This is a genomic window from Citrobacter werkmanii (assembly GCF_008693645.1).
In the GTDB taxonomy this organism is placed as follows: Bacteria; Pseudomonadota; Gammaproteobacteria; order Enterobacterales; family Enterobacteriaceae; genus Citrobacter; species Citrobacter werkmanii.
The window spans coordinates 4,248,171-4,264,468 of record NZ_CP044101.1; the positions used below are offsets into that span (position 1 = coordinate 4,248,171).

At 53.5% G+C, this 16,298-nt stretch carries 14 protein-coding genes; 5 read left to right on the plus strand and 9 right to left on the minus strand.

What is annotated here, in order from left to right:
• Window positions 1–39: 39 nt before the first annotated feature.
• Both serA and rpiA read right to left on the minus strand, forming a co-directional pair.
• Window positions 40–1,272, minus strand: a complete 1,233-nt coding sequence (gene serA / locus FOB24_RS20910) for a phosphoglycerate dehydrogenase (protein WP_006686878.1) — start codon at window positions 1,270–1,272, stop codon at window positions 40–42.
• A gap of 270 nt (window positions 1,273–1,542) precedes the next feature.
• Window positions 1,543–2,202: a ribose-5-phosphate isomerase RpiA gene (gene rpiA / locus FOB24_RS20915; RefSeq protein WP_016154364.1), complete on the minus strand. Its 660-nt coding sequence runs from the start codon at window positions 2,200–2,202 to the stop codon at window positions 1,543–1,545.
• A 170-nt stretch (window positions 2,203–2,372) separates the two neighbouring features.
• On the opposite strand from rpiA, the gene argP reads away from it, so the two are divergent.
• From argP to FOB24_RS20940, 5 genes are all read left to right on the plus strand, one after another.
• On the plus strand, window positions 2,373–3,266 hold the full coding sequence (argP, locus tag FOB24_RS20920) for a DNA-binding transcriptional regulator ArgP (protein WP_032940465.1): 894 nt from the start codon (window positions 2,373–2,375) through the stop codon (window positions 3,264–3,266).
• Window positions 3,267–3,499: 233 nt separating this feature from the next.
• Window positions 3,500–5,644, plus strand: a complete 2,145-nt coding sequence (gene scpA, locus FOB24_RS20925) for a methylmalonyl-CoA mutase (RefSeq protein ID WP_085048757.1) — start codon at window positions 3,500–3,502, stop codon at window positions 5,642–5,644.
• Window positions 5,637–6,632 carry a methylmalonyl Co-A mutase-associated GTPase MeaB gene (gene meaB / locus FOB24_RS20930; RefSeq protein WP_038633531.1) on the plus strand — a complete coding sequence of 332 codons (996 nt, stop codon included), beginning with the start codon at window positions 5,637–5,639 and terminating at the stop codon, window positions 6,630–6,632. Before scpA ends, meaB begins: the two co-directional genes overlap by 8 nt.
• A gap of 10 nt (window positions 6,633–6,642) precedes the next feature.
• A complete protein-coding gene (gene scpB, locus FOB24_RS20935) occupies window positions 6,643–7,428 on the plus strand; it encodes a methylmalonyl-CoA decarboxylase (RefSeq protein ID WP_032940464.1) in 786 nt (261 codons plus the stop codon).
• Window positions 7,429–7,452: 24 nt separating this feature from the next.
• Complete coding sequence (locus tag FOB24_RS20940; protein ID WP_150345410.1) at window positions 7,453–8,919, plus strand: acetyl-CoA hydrolase/transferase family protein; 1,467 nt, start codon at window positions 7,453–7,455, stop codon at window positions 8,917–8,919.
• Here FOB24_RS20940 and srsR read toward each other — a convergent pair.
• The 7 genes from srsR to epd form a co-directional block, all read right to left on the minus strand.
• Entirely contained in the window at window positions 8,916–9,812 is an 897-nt protein-coding gene (srsR, locus tag FOB24_RS20945; RefSeq protein ID WP_038633537.1) for a LysR family transcriptional regulator SrsR, read from the minus strand. The two genes, FOB24_RS20940 and srsR, sit on opposite strands and share 4 nt — an antisense overlap.
• A 123-nt stretch (window positions 9,813–9,935) precedes the next feature.
• Window positions 9,936–10,682 (minus strand): oxidative stress defense protein, encoded by a 747-nt coding sequence (locus FOB24_RS20950; RefSeq protein ID WP_003027002.1) that lies wholly within the window; start codon window positions 10,680–10,682, stop codon window positions 9,936–9,938.
• 93 nt (window positions 10,683–10,775) lie between these two features.
• Window positions 10,776–11,411 (minus strand): arginine exporter ArgO, encoded by a 636-nt coding sequence (gene argO / locus FOB24_RS20955; protein ID WP_038642859.1) that lies wholly within the window; start codon window positions 11,409–11,411, stop codon window positions 10,776–10,778.
• 208 nt (window positions 11,412–11,619) lie between these two features.
• Window positions 11,620–12,480 (minus strand): small-conductance mechanosensitive channel MscS, encoded by an 861-nt coding sequence (locus tag FOB24_RS20960; protein ID WP_038633539.1) that lies wholly within the window; start codon window positions 12,478–12,480, stop codon window positions 11,620–11,622.
• 192 nt (window positions 12,481–12,672) lie between these two features.
• Complete coding sequence (gene fbaA, locus FOB24_RS20965) at window positions 12,673–13,752, minus strand: class II fructose-bisphosphate aldolase (RefSeq protein WP_038633542.1); 1,080 nt, start codon at window positions 13,750–13,752, stop codon at window positions 12,673–12,675.
• 88 nt (window positions 13,753–13,840) lie between these two features.
• A complete protein-coding gene (gene pgk, locus FOB24_RS20970; RefSeq protein WP_038633545.1) occupies window positions 13,841–15,004 on the minus strand; it encodes a phosphoglycerate kinase in 1,164 nt (387 codons plus the stop codon).
• Window positions 15,005–15,043: 39 nt separating this feature from the next.
• Window positions 15,044–16,072 (minus strand): erythrose-4-phosphate dehydrogenase, encoded by a 1,029-nt coding sequence (epd, locus tag FOB24_RS20975; protein WP_038633548.1) that lies wholly within the window; start codon window positions 16,070–16,072, stop codon window positions 15,044–15,046.
• Window positions 16,073–16,298 lie beyond the last annotated feature (226 nt).

The following is a 16,298-nucleotide window of genomic DNA, read 5'->3' on the forward strand; positions in this document are numbered from 1 at the left end:
GAAAGATGGGCAGGTCATCGCCTGCCCATTTAGAGGAAATTAGTACAGCAGACGGGCGCGAATGGTTCCCGGAAGGGCTTTCATCGCCAGCAGCGCTTTTTCCGCCACATCTTCATCCGCTTCAATATCGATAACCACATAACCTACCTGCGCGGAAGTCTGCAGATACTGCGCGGCAATGTTGACGCCCTGCTCGGCAAAAATCTGGTTCAGCGCGGTCAGAACGCCAGGACGGTTTTCGTGAATGTGCATCAAACGACGACCACCGTGCAGCGGCAGCGAAACTTCCGGGAAGTTAACCGCAGACAGCGTGGAGCCGTTGTCGGAATACTTGATCAGTTTCCCCGCCACTTCCAGACCGATATTTTCCTGTGCTTCCAGCGTGGAACCACCAATATGCGGCGTCAGGATCACGTTGTCGAAATCACACAGCGGCGAAGTGAACGGATCGCTGTTCGTTGCCGGTTCGGTTGGGAACACGTCAATTGCCGCCCCTGCAAGATGTTTGGTCGCTAACGCGTCGCACAACGCAGGAATATCAACCACCGTACCGCGTGCGGCGTTAATCAGCAGCGCGCCCGGTTTCATCAGCGAAATCTCACGCGCGCCCATCAGGTTTTTGGTAGAGGCATTTTCCGGCACGTGCAGGCTCACCACGTCGCTCATATTGAGCAGATCGGAAAGATGCTGAACCTGCGTGGCGTTACCCAGCGGAAGTTTATTTTCAATATCATAGAAATAGACATGCATCCCCAGCGATTCCGCCAGAATGCCTAACTGAGTACCGATGTGCCCGTAGCCGATGATCCCCAGTTTTTTGCCACGCGCTTCAAAAGAGCCAGTAGCCAGTTTATTCCACACGCCGCGGTGCGCTTTGGCATTCGCTTCTGGTACGCCGCGTAGCAGTAGCAGCAGTTCGCCAATCACCAGTTCAGCAACGGAACGTGTGTTAGAGAATGGCGCGTTAAACACCGGGATCCCGCGCTTTGCCGCAGCGCTAAGATCAACCTGGTTGGTGCCGATGCAGAAGCAACCAATCGCGACCAGTTTTTCTGCGGCGGCAATTACATCTTCAGTCAGATGGGTACGGGATCGCAGGCCAATGAAGTGAGCATCACGGATGGACTCTTTCAGTTGTTCGGTGTCCAGAGCGCCTTTGTGAAACTCGATGTTGGTATAACCTGCTGCACGAAGGCTCTCGAGTGCTTTTTGGTGCACGCCTTCTACCAGCAGAAATTTAATCTTATCTTTCTCCAGTGATACCTTTGCCATTTCCCCGACCCTGTCTTTTTTGTCCAATCTGATGTGTTGTGTGTGGGATTTTCATCCGCCTCTTCAACATATCAAAAAATAATATTGCAGCAATATGAACGTTTGCGTCGTCATGCTGAGGAAATGTCATTCAGCGGGAAATGTCAGAGGAAAATACTGGCGATAACTTTTTCTTTGGAGAGATCGGCAGGGCAATATTGTAAACGTGACACAAGTCACCAAATTTGCCCTGCCAAAATTTTTTTAACGGGAGAAGACGCTCCCATCAGATCATTTTACGATAGTTTTCACGCCGTCTGGGGTACCGATCAGCGCGACATCCGCACCACGGTTAGCGAACAAACCTACGGTTACCACGCCCGGAATCGCATTAATGGCGTTTTCCAGCGCGATAGCGTCGAGGATTTCCAGACCATGCACGTCAAGGATCACGTTACCATTGTCAGTTACCACGCCCTGACGGTATTCAGGGCGACCGCCCAGCTTCACCAACTGGCGAGCCACTGCGCTACGCGCCATTGGGATAACTTCTACCGGCAACGGGAAGTTACCGAGAATATCGACTTCTTTGGACGCGTCAGCGATGCAAATAAATTTCTTCGCCACGGAAGCAATGATTTTTTCACGGGTCAACGCTGCGCCACCGCCTTTAATCATCTGCATATGGCCGTTGATTTCATCTGCACCGTCAACGTAGACGCCGAGGCTGTCCACTTCGTTAAGATCGAACACGTGGATGCCAAGGCTTTTGAGTTTTTCGGTCGAGGCGTCAGAACTGGACACCGCGCCTTCAATCTGACCTTTCATTGTGCCCAGCGCATCAATAAAGTGTGCGGCTGTTGAACCTGTACCTACGCCCACAATGGTACCGGGCTGTACATACTGAAGTGCCGCCCATCCTACTGCTTTTTTCAGTTCATCCTGCGTCATGATCGTTTCGCCTGTGGTGTGAATATGGTGGGAAAATTCACGCGCATTATAGAACATTGTGCAGAAAAATGTCCCCACACCCGCTCCCGGGTGGCTGATTTCGTCTTTACCCAACCCAAATTTGTGTCATAGTGCAGAACAAGCAAAAATTTCAGGAGTGCGCCAAAGCAATGAAACGTCCGGACTACAGAACACTACAAGCACTGGATGCGGTTATTCGTGAACGAGGATTTGAGCGCGCGGCGCAAAAGCTGTGCATCACGCAATCCGCCGTTTCACAGCGCATAAAACAGCTTGAGAATATGTTCGGACAGCCGCTGCTGGTGCGTACCGTACCGCCTCGCCCTACTGAACAAGGGCAGAAACTCCTGGCGCTCTTACGCCAGGTTGAACTGCTGGAAGATGAGTGGCTGGGTGATGAGCAAACTGGCTCCACGCCGCTGCTGCTTTCGCTGGCGGTAAACGCCGACAGTCTGGCGACCTGGTTGCTTCCGGCGCTGGCCCCGGTACTGGCTAATTCGCCAATTCGCCTGAACCTGCAGGTTGAGGATGAAACGCGAACGCAGGAACGTCTGCGCCGTGGTGAAGTGGTCGGTGCGGTGAGTATTCAACATCAGGCGCTGCCAAGCTGTCTGGTGGATAAACTTGGCGCGCTGGATTACCTGTTTGTGGGTTCAAAAGCGTTCGCCGAGCGCTATTTCCCGAACGGCGTCACTCGCTCTGCCCTGCTGAAAGCCCCGGCGGTCGCGTTTGACCATCTTGATGATATGCATCAGGCGTTCCTGCAACAAAACTTCGATCTGCCGCCAGGCAGCGTGCCTTGCCATATCGTTAACTCATCAGAAGCCTTCGTCCAGTTGGCCCGTCAGGGCACGACCTGCTGCATGATCCCGCACTTACAGATAGAAAAAGAGCTGGAAAGCGGTGAGCTCATCGACTTGACGCCGGGCCTGTTCCAGCGTCGGATGTTGTACTGGCACCGTTTTGCGCCGGAAAGCCGCATGATGCGCAACGTTACCGACGCGCTGCTGGCTTACGGTCACAACGTACTGCGTCAGGATTAAACTGTTTGTAGCCTCTGAGTGCCGGATGGCGGCGTAACGCCTTATCCGGCCTACCCCCTCTTACCGCTTTTTCATGTTATTCCCGCCACGTCTTTGAAATACATCACAAAATAAAACATACCACGCGGCAAAAAACGACGCCCTGTTGGCTATTTTTTGCTGGCGACAAGCCAAATGAAAAAGCTCACCGTATCTCGTAAAGATTCAACTTATTGCGTAATACGGAGCAAAAAATGGCTAACGTGCAAGAGTGGCAAACACTTGCCAATAAAGAACTCAGTCGACGGGAAAAAACCGTTGAGTCGCTGGAAAGACAGACGGCGGAAGGGATTGTCATCAAGCCGCTGTACACCGAGGCTGACCTCGATAATCTGGAAGTCACGGGCACCCTGCCCGGCCTGCCGCCTTACGTGCGCGGCCCACGCGCCACCATGTATACCGCGCAGCCGTGGACCATCCGCCAGTATGCCGGTTTCTCTACCGCCAAAGAATCCAACGCCTTTTACCGTCGCAACCTCGCCGCCGGACAAAAAGGACTTTCCGTTGCCTTTGACCTTGCCACCCACCGCGGCTATGACTCTGACAACCCGCGCGTGGCGGGCGATGTCGGCAAAGCGGGCGTGGCGATCGATACCGTCGAAGATATGAAGGTGCTGTTTGATCAGATCCCGCTGGATAAGATGTCGGTGTCGATGACGATGAACGGCGCGGTGCTGCCGGTCCTGGCGTTTTATATCGTCGCGGCTGAGGAGCAAGGCGTAACGCCGGAACAGCTCACCGGGACCATTCAGAACGATATTCTGAAAGAGTATCTGTGCCGCAACACCTACATCTATCCACCAAAACCTTCAATGCGCATCATCGCCGACATCATCGCCTGGTGCTCCGCCAATATGCCGCGCTATAACACCATCAGTATCAGCGGTTATCACATGGGGGAAGCCGGAGCGAACTGCGTCCAGCAGGTAGCGTTTACGCTGGCTGACGGCATTGAGTACATCAAAGCCGCACTGTCTGCCGGGCTGAAAATTGATGACTTCGCCCCGCGTCTGTCATTCTTCTTCGGTATCGGCATGGATCTGTTTATGAACGTCGCCATGCTGCGCGCGGCTCGCTATTTGTGGAGTGAAGCCGTCAGCGGTTTTGGCGCAACCAACCCGAAATCTCTCGCTCTGCGTACCCACTGCCAGACCTCCGGCTGGAGTCTGACCGAACAGGATCCCTACAACAACGTGATCCGCACAACCATTGAAGCACTCGGCGCCACGCTTGGCGGTACCCAGTCGCTGCACACCAACGCCTTTGATGAAGCGCTCGGTCTGCCCACCGATTTCTCTGCTCGCATCGCGCGTAATACACAGATCATTATTCAGGAGGAGTCAGAGATCTGCCGCACCGTCGATCCGCTGGCCGGATCGTACTACGTCGAATCATTGACCGATCAAATCGTGAAGCAGGCGCGCACGATCATTAAACAAATTGATGAAGCGGGCGGCATGGCGAAGGCGATTGAAGCTGGACTCCCCAAACGGATGATCGAAGAAGCTTCGGCGCGCGAGCAGTCGCTGATAGACCAGGGCAAACGCGTCATCGTTGGCGTGAACAAGTACAAGCTGGATAAAGAAGACGAAACGTCGGTACTGGAAATCGACAACGTGAAAGTGCGCAACGAACAGATTGCTTCACTACAGCATATCCGCGCCACTCGCGACAATGATGCCGTCAACGCCGCGCTAACGGCGCTGACCCACGCCGCGCAGCATAATGAAAATCTGCTGACCGCCGCCGTTAACGCCGCCCGCGTTCGCGCCACGCTCGGTGAGATCTCCGACGCGCTGGAAGCCGCTTTTGACCGCTATCTGGTTCCCAGCCAGTGCGTCACCGGCGTGATTGCGCAAAGCTATCACCAGTCCGACAAATCCGCCAATGAGTTCGACGCCATTGTTGCGCAAACCGAACAGTTCCTCGCGGAAAATGGTCGCCGACCTCGGATCCTGATCGCCAAGATGGGCCAGGATGGTCACGATCGCGGCGCGAAAGTGATCGCCAGCGCCTACTCCGATCTCGGCTTCGACGTCGATCTCAGTCCGATGTTCTCCACGCCAGAAGAGATCGCCCGTCTGGCGGTAGAAAACGATGTACATGTCATAGGCGCATCGTCACTGGCTGCAGGGCATAAGACGCTGATCCCTGAACTGGTCACGGCGCTCAAAGGCTGGGGACGCGCAGATATCTGCGTGGTGGCAGGCGGTGTAATACCACCACAGGACTACGCCTTCCTGTACGAGCATGGCGTGGCAGCCATTTATGGCCCCGGCACGCCAATGCTCGACAGCGTCCGCGATGTATTGACCCGGATCAGCCAGCATCATGATTAACGCCGCCACGCTTGACGATGCCGTCCGACGCTTGCGGCGCGGTGAACGGGCCACGCTTGCCCAGGCGATGACGCTGGTTGAGAGCAGCCACCCGCGCCACCAGCCACTGAGTACGCAATTGCTGGACGCGATAATGCCGTTCACCGGTAACGCGCTGCGTCTGGGCATCACTGGCACGCCGGGCGCGGGCAAAAGCACCTTTCTGGAGGCGTTCGGTATGCTGTTGATCCGTCGGGGATTACGGGTGGCAGTGATTGCGGTCGATCCCAGTAGTCCCGTTAGCGGCGGCAGCATTCTTGGCGATAAAACCCGGATGACGGAACTGTCCCGCGCAGAATCGGCATTTATTCGCCCGGTTCCTTCCAGCGGTCATTTAGGCGGCGCCAGCCAGCGTGCCCGTGAATTAATGCTGTTGTGCGAGGCGGCGGGCTTTGACGTAGTGATTGTGGAAACCGTCGGCGTCGGGCAGTCAGAAACTGAAGTCGCCGGCATGGTGGATTGCTTTATCTCACTGCAAATTGCCGGCGGTGGCGACGATTTGCAGGGCATCAAAAAGGGCCTGATGGAGATGGCGGATCTGGTCGTCATCAACAAGGACGACGGTGATAACCGTAACCAGGTTGCCATCGCCCGCCATATGTACGAATCCGCCCTGCATATTCTGCGCCGCAAGTATGACGAGTGGCAGCCGCAGGTTCTGGCCTGTAGCGCTCTGGAAAAACGTGGCATCGAGGAGATTTGGCAGGCGATAACTGACTTTAAAACGTGCCTTACCGTCAGCGGTCGACTGGAAAAAGTCCGCCAGCAGCAAGCGGTGGACTGGTTACACAAGCAGGCTGAAGAAGAAGCTTTGCATCTGCTGTTTACCCGGACTGATTTCGACCGTTATTTCCAGCAGACGCTGCAGGCCGTCAAAAATAACGACCTTTCGCCGCGTACCGGTCTGCGTCACATTAGTGAATTTATCCAGCATCATTACTTTGAATGAAGAGAACATTATGTCTTATCAATACGTCAACGTAGTCATCATCCAGAAAGTCGCGGTCATTGAGTTCAATTACGCCCGCAAGCTCAATGCGCTGAGCAAAGTGTTTATCGACGATCTGATGCAGGCGCTGAGCGATCTTAATCGTCCGGAAATTCGCTGCATCATTTTGCGCGCCCCGAGCGGGGCCAAAGTGTTCTCTGCCGGACATGATATTCATGAACTCCCCTCCGGACGTCGCGATCCGCTCTCCTATGACGATCCGCTGCGCCAGATCACCCGCATGATCCAAAAATATCCAAAACCGGTGATCTCCATGGTCGAAGGCAGCGTCTGGGGCGGCGCGTTTGAGATGATCATGAGTTCCGATCTCATCATCGCCGCTGAAACCTCTACCTTCTCGATGACACCGGTCAACCTCGGGGTACCGTATAACCTGGTCGGCATCCACAACCTGACCCGCGATGCTGGATTCCACATCGTGAAAGAGCTGATCTTTACCGCCTCGCCGATTACCGCTCAGCGTGCGATGGCCGTCGGGATCCTCAACCATGTGGTTCCTGTCGACGAACTGGAGGATTTCACTCTGCAAATGGCGCACCACATCTCGGAGAAAGCGCCGCTGGCCATCGCCGTCATTAAAGAAGAACTGCGCGTGCTGGGCGAAGCGCACACCATGAACTCAGACGAATTTGAGCGTATTCAGGGCATGCGCCGCGCGGTGTACGACAGCGAGGATTATCAGGAAGGGATGAACGCGTTTATGGAAAAACGTAAACCCAATTTTGTCGGCCATTAATCACGCCCGAGGAAGGAGACGGCCATGAAACGGATGAGTGCCGAAGAAGCGGCAGAAATTATCCAGCACGACGATATGGTGGCATTCAGCGGCTTTACCCCTGCGGGTTCGCCAAAAGCATTACCTAACGCAATTGCTCAACTCGCCTGCGAACGGCATCAGGTCGGGCAACCTTTTCAAATCCGCCTGCTGACAGGAGCTTCAATTGGCGCTGCCGCTGATGATGCGTTATCCGCGGCGGATGCCGTTTCCTGGCGGGCTCCCTATCAAACATCATCGGGCCTGCGCGAGAAAATTAATCAGGGTCAGGTGAGGTTTGTCGATCTCCATTTGAGCGAAGTGGCGCAAATGGTCAATTATGGCTTTTTTGGCGAGATCGATGTTGCCGTCATTGAAGCCTCCGCCATTGCGCCAGATGGTCGGATTTGGCTTACCAGCGGCATCGGCAACGCGCCGACCTGGCTGCTGCGGGCGAAAAAGGTGATTATCGAACTGAATCATTACCATAACCCGCGCGTGGCGGAGTTTGCCGACATTGTGATACCCGGCGCGCCGCCGCGGCGAAACAGCGTGCCGATTTTTCACACCATGGATCGCGTGGGCAGCCAGTGTGTGCAGATAGACCCGAAAAAAATTATCGCGGTCGTGGATACCGAACTACCCGATGCCGGAAATGCCGCGGATAAAAGCAACCCGGTCAGCCAGCAAATTGCCGATAACGTGGTGACATTTCTGCTGGCGGAAATGGCGCACAAACGCATCCCAGCGGAATTCCTGCCCTTACAAAGCGGCGTGGGCAATATCAACAACGCAGTAATGGCGCGACTGGGCGAGAACCCGGATATTCCACCCTTTATGATGTATTCCGAGGTGTTGCAAGAATCTGTAGTGCATCTGCTGGAAACGGGCAAGATAACCGGCGCCAGCGCCTCCAGTTTGACCATTTCAGCCCCATCGCTGCAGAAGATTTATGACAACATGGACTTCTTCGCCAGCCGGATTGTGCTGCGCCCGCAGGAGATTTCCAATAACCCGGAAATCATTCGTCGGCTGGGCGTCATTGCGCTCAATGTCGGTCTGGAGTTTGACATCTACGGTCATGCCAATTCCACACACGTAGCAGGTGTGAACCTGATGAATGGCATTGGCGGCAGCGGCGATTTCGAGCGCAACGCCTACCTGTCGATCTTTATGGCGCCGTCGATTGCCAAAGGCGGGAAAATCTCCACCATCGTACCGATGTGCAGCCATGTCGATCACAGCGAACATAGCGTCAAAGTGATCGTTACCGAACAGGGAATTGCCGATCTGCGTGGGTTATCTCCGATGCAGCGGGCGCACACGATTATCGATAACTGTGCGCATCCTCTGTATCGGGACTACCTGCACCGTTATCTGGAACGAGCGCCCGGCGGGCATATCCATCACGATCTCAGCCATGCGTTCGATCTGCATCGTAACCTGATCGAAACCGGATCGATGCTCGTTTAACTTGCCGTACCCTCACGATCTTCAGCAATATGCTGAAGCATCGTGGCGGTATAACGATGGTTTTTCAGCGAATAGAGAAATTCCTGCATATACATAGGGCTGCCGGGCGCATCAAAATATTTCAACGTCGAGGGGTTAACCAGCCGCCAGGCAAAATGGGGGATCACCGTCAAAAACTGCCCACGCTCCACCGCGCTAATCTTGGCCATAAAGCTGTACGGACGGTAGATAATCGTCGGATGAATTCCGCAGGGCCGCATGTAAGCATCGAGCATCGCCTCAAAGTTGGCGCGATTCTGGAAGCGCATTTGCAGCCATGGCAGCTCACGTAGCAGCTCATGCGGCTGTTTTTCTTCGTAGCGCCGGGAAACGAGAAACCCCAGACGCAGCGGAGACAACTCGCTAATCGCCAGATTTTCCAGTTCCTGCACGCGAGGGGAAACGTGCTGCGGTGAGATAATAAAATCCAGTTTCCGATCGAACAGGTTATCGATCACCCCATTCTCGCTGAATTCAATGGCCTGAGCCGTCACGCCATCGTACTTGTCGCCAAGGCTAATCAACTGGTCGAAAATAATCGTTGGATAGGTATTGTCGATGCCGATGACGATTTCTCGCGAGCGGCGAGAGGCGTTATGGATTTCGTTATCAATAGCAGAGAGACGCTGATAAACAGGGAACAGTTTCTGATAGAGCTCCTGCCCGGCTTTATTCAGGCTGATGTTGTTATCTTTGCGGGTAAACAGCGTATAGCCGATTTGATCTTCCAGTGCGGCAATGCTTTTACCGAAAGGCGATGCGGTCATATGGATTTTTTCTGCCGCTCTGGCGATGTTATTGGTTTGCGCCAGCAGAATGAAATTACGCATCTTTTTCGAGATAAAAATATCCATAGCGTCCCCTTAAAAATCGCTATGGCCTATCCTCATTACGGCGAAAAAAAAGACTGGATGTGAGATCTCATTTTTACAGTTGCTCACAGAAAAAACCCGGCTGGAAGGCCGGGTTTGAAAAGATTACTGGGTTTTGGCAGGTGTTGCTGCCGGCTGCCCCGCAGTCGGTTCAATCTGGAAGACCACATCAACCTGATCGTCAAACTGAATAACCGGCTGTTCGTAGGTTTCCTGAGCAGATGCCGCAGGCGCTGCATCTGCTTTCATCATCCGTACCATCGGGCTCGGCTGATAATTGGACACGTGGTAGCGCACACTATAAACGGGTCCCAGTTTGCTGTTAAAGCCCGCTGCCAGCTGTTCAGCCTGATGAATTGCATCATCAATTGCCGCTTTACGCGCCTTATCTTTGTAGGCATCCGGTTGGGCGACGCCAAGCGATACCGAACGGATCTCATTCAGACCAGCCTTTAGCGCGCCATCAAGCAGAGCGTTGAGTTTGTCCAGCTGACGCAGCGTCACTTCAACGGTACGCACCGCACGATAACCTTTGAGGATGCTTTTGCCGTTCTGGTAATCGTAGTCCGGCTGCGTACGCAGGTTGGCAGCGCTAATGTCTTTCTTCGCTATCTGATTCTGCTCAAGGAAGGACAGATATTGCGCCACGCGCTCATCGGCTTGCTTCTTCGCTGAAGCCGCATCCTTCGCAGCAACATTGACTTCAATCGCCAGGGTGGCGATATCAGGCGTTGCATCCACGCTTGCCGTTCCGGAAGTCACGATGTGCGGTCCGTTTGGCAACTCATTTGCCTGTACCGATAGTGCGCTGAATCCGACTAATGCCGCCAGAGCCATTATTTTGAACTTCACGGTCGTTCCTCCATGTTTCATTAATTACCCCGAAACTCAGGGCACATGCAGGCAAGCTTAGCCGATCTCGCTGCGTTGTCCATCAGACAACACTTAGTTGAACAGCGCATGAACATGCGTAACACCTTCTTTTGCCAGTTGAAAAGCGATAAACCACATCACTAATCCTACTAAGATATTGATGATGCGCTGTGCTTTAGCAGTGCGCAGACGCGGCGCCAGCCAGGCCGCCAGCAATGCCAGACCAAAGAACCACAGGAACGAGGCGCTGACGGTACCCAACGCAAACCAGCGCTTAGGTTCAACGTCCAGTTGGCCTCCGAGACTCCCCAACACCACAAAGGTATCCAGATAAACGTGTGGGTTAAGCCAGGTCACCGCCAGCATAGTGGCGATGATTTTCCAGCGCCCCTGCTTCATTACTTCAGCGCTGGCCAGTTCCAGATTACTGCTCATCGCCGTTTTTAACGCACCGAAACCGTACCAGAGTAGAAACGCCACTCCCCCCCAGGTGACCAGCGCCATCAGCCACGGTGACTGCATCAGCAAGGCGCTACCGCCAAAAATCCCCGCGCAAATCAGCACCAGATCGCTGATGGCACAGAGTAATGCAATCATGATGTGATACTGGCGACGAATGCCCTGGTTCATTACAAAGGCGTTTTGCGGACCAAGCGGTAGTATCATGGCCGCGCCAAGCGCAAGCCCTTGAAAATAATAAGATAACACGTTACTCATCCCGAACTATTTCTCTTAGGAGCAGACTATAGCGCGGGAGAATCATTAGCGGAAATTGATAATATTAATCGTAGATTAGAGAAATTAATGAGAGGATATTTTGCCGGATAGCAGCTAACGCCTTCTCCGGCCTACAGTATAGAAATCTGACCAGGCCGGATAAGCGAAGCGCCATCCGGCACCGTGGTGCAGAAAAAGATTACTCTGCCGCGTTCTCTTTCACACGCTTGAAGTTCACATCCATCTGCGGATACGGGAAGCTGATGCCGTTGGCGTCAAACTCGCGCTTAATACGCTCCAGTACGTCCCAATAGACGCTTTGCAGATCGCTGCTGTTGCTCCAGACGCGTACAACGAAATTAATCGAAGAAGCGCCCAGTTCATTCAGGCGCACCGTCATTTCACGATCTTTAAGGATGCGCTCGTCGGATTGGATGATATCGGTGAGGATTTTCTTCACCTGATCGATATCGGAATCGTAGGCCACGCCGATAATGAATTCGTTACGACGAACCGGTTCGCGAGAGAAGTTAATGATGTTCCCGGCAATGATTTTACCGTTTGGGATCACCACAATCTTACCGTCTACGGTACGCATGGTGGTAGAGAAAATCTGCACGTTAAGTACGGTTCCCGCTACGCCGCCGAGGTCTACATACTCACCCGCGCGGAACGGACGGAACATCACCAACAGCACGCCTGCGGCAAGGTTGGACAGCGAACCTTGCAGCGCCAGACCCACGGCTAAACCTGCGGCACCGAGAACGGCGATCACGGAGGCGGTTTGCACCCCTACGCGGCCCAGCGCGGCAATCAGCGTGAAAGCGATAATACCGTAGCGCACCAGTGCGGAGAGAAAATCGGCAACCGTTGCATCAATTTTCCGCGACACCATCAGACGGTTAACGGTGTTTGATACGATACGCGCCACAATCATACCGATGATAACAATGGCGATGGCCGCAACGATGTTGACGGCATAGCTCAACAGCAGTTCCTGATTGCGGACCAGCCAGGTGCCCGCCCCGTTTATGCTGTCGACAACATTCAAATCTTCCATTCACTATTCCTTTTTTGCTTACCCAAATGGGAAAAAATAAAGCCGCCCCGCCGGGACTGGCAATCTGACAAGAGTAAACAATAAACCTGATTTTTGCCAAACAGACCACAGAAATCTCTGCCAGCAGCCTGTTGAAATGGCAATAAAAAAGGCCCGCATTGGCGGGCCTCATGTCACGTAGAACGGCGTAAATTACAGAACGTCAACCGCGTTCAGTTCTTTGAAAGCCTGTTCCAGACGGGTGATCATGCTTGTCTGACCAGCACGCAGCCAAACGCGCGGATCGTAGTATTTCTTGTTCGGCTGATCTTCGCCTTTCGGGTTACCCAGCTGGCCCTGCAGGTAAGCTTCGTTTGCTTTGTAGTAGTTCAGAACACCTTCCCAGGTCGCCCATTGGGTATCGGTATCGATGTTCATTTTCACTACGCCGTAGCTTACGGAGTCTTTGATTTCCTGAGCAGTAGAACCGGAACCGCCGTGGAAGACGAAGTTCAGGCTGTTGTGCGGCAGGTTATGTTTCTTAGAAACATAGTCCTGAGAGTCGCGCAGGATGGTCGGGGTCAGAACCACGTTACCCGGCTTGTAAACGCCGTGTACGTTACCGAAGGAAGCGGCGATGGTGAAACGCGGGCTGATTTTGCTCAGCTCGGTGTACGCATAATCAACGTCTTCCGGCTGGGTGTACAGTGCGGAAGCGTCCATGTGGCTGTTGTCCACGCCGTCTTCTTCGCCACCGGTGCAACCCAGTTCGATTTCCAGGGTCATGCCCATTTTGGACATGCGCGCCAGGTATTTGGAGCAGATTTCGATGTTCTCTTCCAGAGACTCTTCAGACAGGTCGATCATGTGAGAAGAGAACAGCGGTTTGCCGGTTGCTGCGAAGTGTTTTTCACCCGCGTCCAGCAGACCGTCGATCCACGGCAGCAGTTTCTTCGCGCAGTGGTCAGTGTGCAGGATAACCGGAACACCGTAGTGTTCAGCCATCTGGTGAACGTGATGCGCGCCAGAGATAGCACCCAGGATTGCAGCGCCCTGAGGCACGTCGGACTTCACGCCTTTACCCGCGATGAAAGAAGCACCACCGTTGGAGAACTGTACGATTACCGGCGCTTTAACTTTTGCAGCGGTTTCCAGTACGGCGTTGATGGAGTCGGTACCAACGCAGTTAACAGCTGGCAGAGCAAAGTTGTTTTCTTTAGCTACCTGGAAAACTTTCTGTACGTCATCACCAGTGATTACGCCTGGTTTTACGAAATCAAAAATTTTAGACATGTTGCGAGTCCTGTATCTTCGGCCTTGGAAAGGGCGCGCGCTCTAAAGCGCGCTAATAATTGGGCAGGTTACCCTGCCCATTAAATGCTTACTTTTTAGCGCGCTCTTCGAGCATCGCTACTGCTGGCAATACTTTACCTTCCACGAATTCGAGGAAAGCGCCGCCGCCAGTGGAGATGTAGGAGATTTTGTCAGCAATGCCGAACAGGTCGATTGCTGCCAGGGTATCGCCGCCGCCCGCGATGGAGAACGCTTCGCTGTCTGCGATAGCGTTAGCAACGATTTCAGTACCTTTACGGAAGTTCGGGAATTCGAACACGCCAACCGGGCCGTTCCACAGAATGGTTTTCGCATTCTTCAGGATTTCAGCCAGCTGCTGTGCAGAAGCGTCGCCGATATCCAGGATCTGCTCGTCTTCTTTCACGTCGCTAACGGATTTCAGCGTCGCCGGCGCAGTTTCGGAGAACTCAGTCGCTACGCGAACGTCGGTCGGAACCGGGATATCGCAAGTGGTCAGCAGACGCTTAGCTTCGTCAACCAGGTCGGCTTCGTACAGGGATTTACCGACGTTGTGGCCTTGAGCGGCAACGAAGGTGTTCGCGATACCGCCGCCAACGATCAACTGGTCAGCGATTTTAGACAGGGAGTCCAGAACGGTCAGTTTGGTAGAAACTTTAGAACCACCAACGATAGCAACCATCGGACGAGCCGGTTCTTTCAGCGCTTTGCCCAGCGCGTCCAGCTCAGCAGCCAGCAGCGGACCCGCGCAAGCTACATCAGCGAATTTGCCGATACCGTGGGTAGAAGCCTGCGCACGGTGAGCCGTACCGAAAGCATCCATGACGAATACGTCGCACAGCGCCGCATATTTTTTGGACAGAACTTCGTCGTCTTTCTTCTCGCCTTTGTTGAAGCGAACGTTTTCCAGGACCACCAGCTCACCGGCAGCGACTTCAACGCCGTCCAGATAATCTTTTACCAGGCGAACCGGAGCAGACAGTTTGTCTTTCAGGTAGTTAACAACCGGCAGCAGAGAGAATTCTTCGTTGTACTCGCCTTCGGTAGGACGACCCAGGTGGGAAGTTACCATCACTTTAGCACCCTGCTTCAGGGCCAGTTCGATGGTCGGCAGGGAAGCACGGATACGCGCGTCGCTGGTTACTTTCCCTTCTTTAACTGGTACGTTCAGGTCGGCACGGATAAAAACGCGTTTACCAGCCAGATCCAGATCGGTCATCTTAATTACAGACATGGTGAATCCTCTCGTTGATACTTAAAGTTTTGTCGACGCTCAAGCGTCGAGCCTGAAACCAATAGCAGCCATCGCTAACGTTGTGTCGAGCATACGGTTAGCAAAGCCCCATTCATTATCACACCAGACCAGAGTCTTGATCAGGTGAGCACCACTCACGCGCGTTTGCGTACCATCAACGATGGCGCTGTGCGGGTCATGGTTAAAATCTACAGAGACCAACGGTAATTCCGTATAGTCAACTATACCATGAAATGCACCTTGTGCTGCTTTTTGCAGCAACTGGTTGACTTCGCTGGCTTTTACCGGTTTTTTCACCGTCACGCTTAAGTCGATCGCCGTCACATTTATGGTCGGTACACGCACCGCGATCGCTTCAAAACGATCGTTAAATTGCGGAAAAATTCGCGTAATACCCGCCGCCAGTTTGGTATCAACCGGAATAATTGACTGGCTGGCCGCTCGCGTACGACGCAGGTCAGGATGATAGGCATCAATCACCTGCTGATCGTGCATCGCAGAGTGGATCGTTGTAACGGTACCAGACTCAATGCCGTAAGCATCATCCAGCAATTTAATGACGGGAATTATACAATTCGTGGTGCAGGAGGCGTTGGATACAATTCGGTGCTCAGCGCGCAGCTGATCCTGATTAACGCCAAATACAACCGTTGCGTCGATGTCGGGACTGCCAGGATGTGAAAAGAGCACTTTTTTTGCACCGGCGGCAATATGCGCCTCGCCGTGTTCGCGGTTACCGAAGACGCCCGTACAATCCAGCACAACGTCAACACCCAGTTCACGCCATGGCAGCGCGTCAAGCGTTCGCTCATGCAAAATGCGGATCGCGTCATCACCAACGATGAGCTGGTCACGTTCCTGACGAACATCCCAGGCAAAACGCCCATGGCTGGTGTCATATTTCAACAAATGCGCCATGCCTGCAGCATCCGCCAGTTCGTTGATTGCCACCACGGTGATTTCCGCCCGACGCCCGGATTCATACAAAGCACGAACCACGTTGCGTCCGATGCGACCGAAACCATTAATCGCTACGCGTACGGTCATAGGTCTCCTGCAAGGATTTCTCAGAAACGATGTGGCAGACAGAGTAATGCAGCAAATCGCTCAGGGAAACCTTACCTGTCGCAAACTGCGACTAATTGGTTAATTGTCGAACATTTAATCGACTGAAACGCTTCAGCTAGAATAAGCGAAACGCGGAATAAAAGGAATGATTGTCCAGCGACAGAACGCAGTTATCTGACTTATGTCACATTTTTACCGCAACACA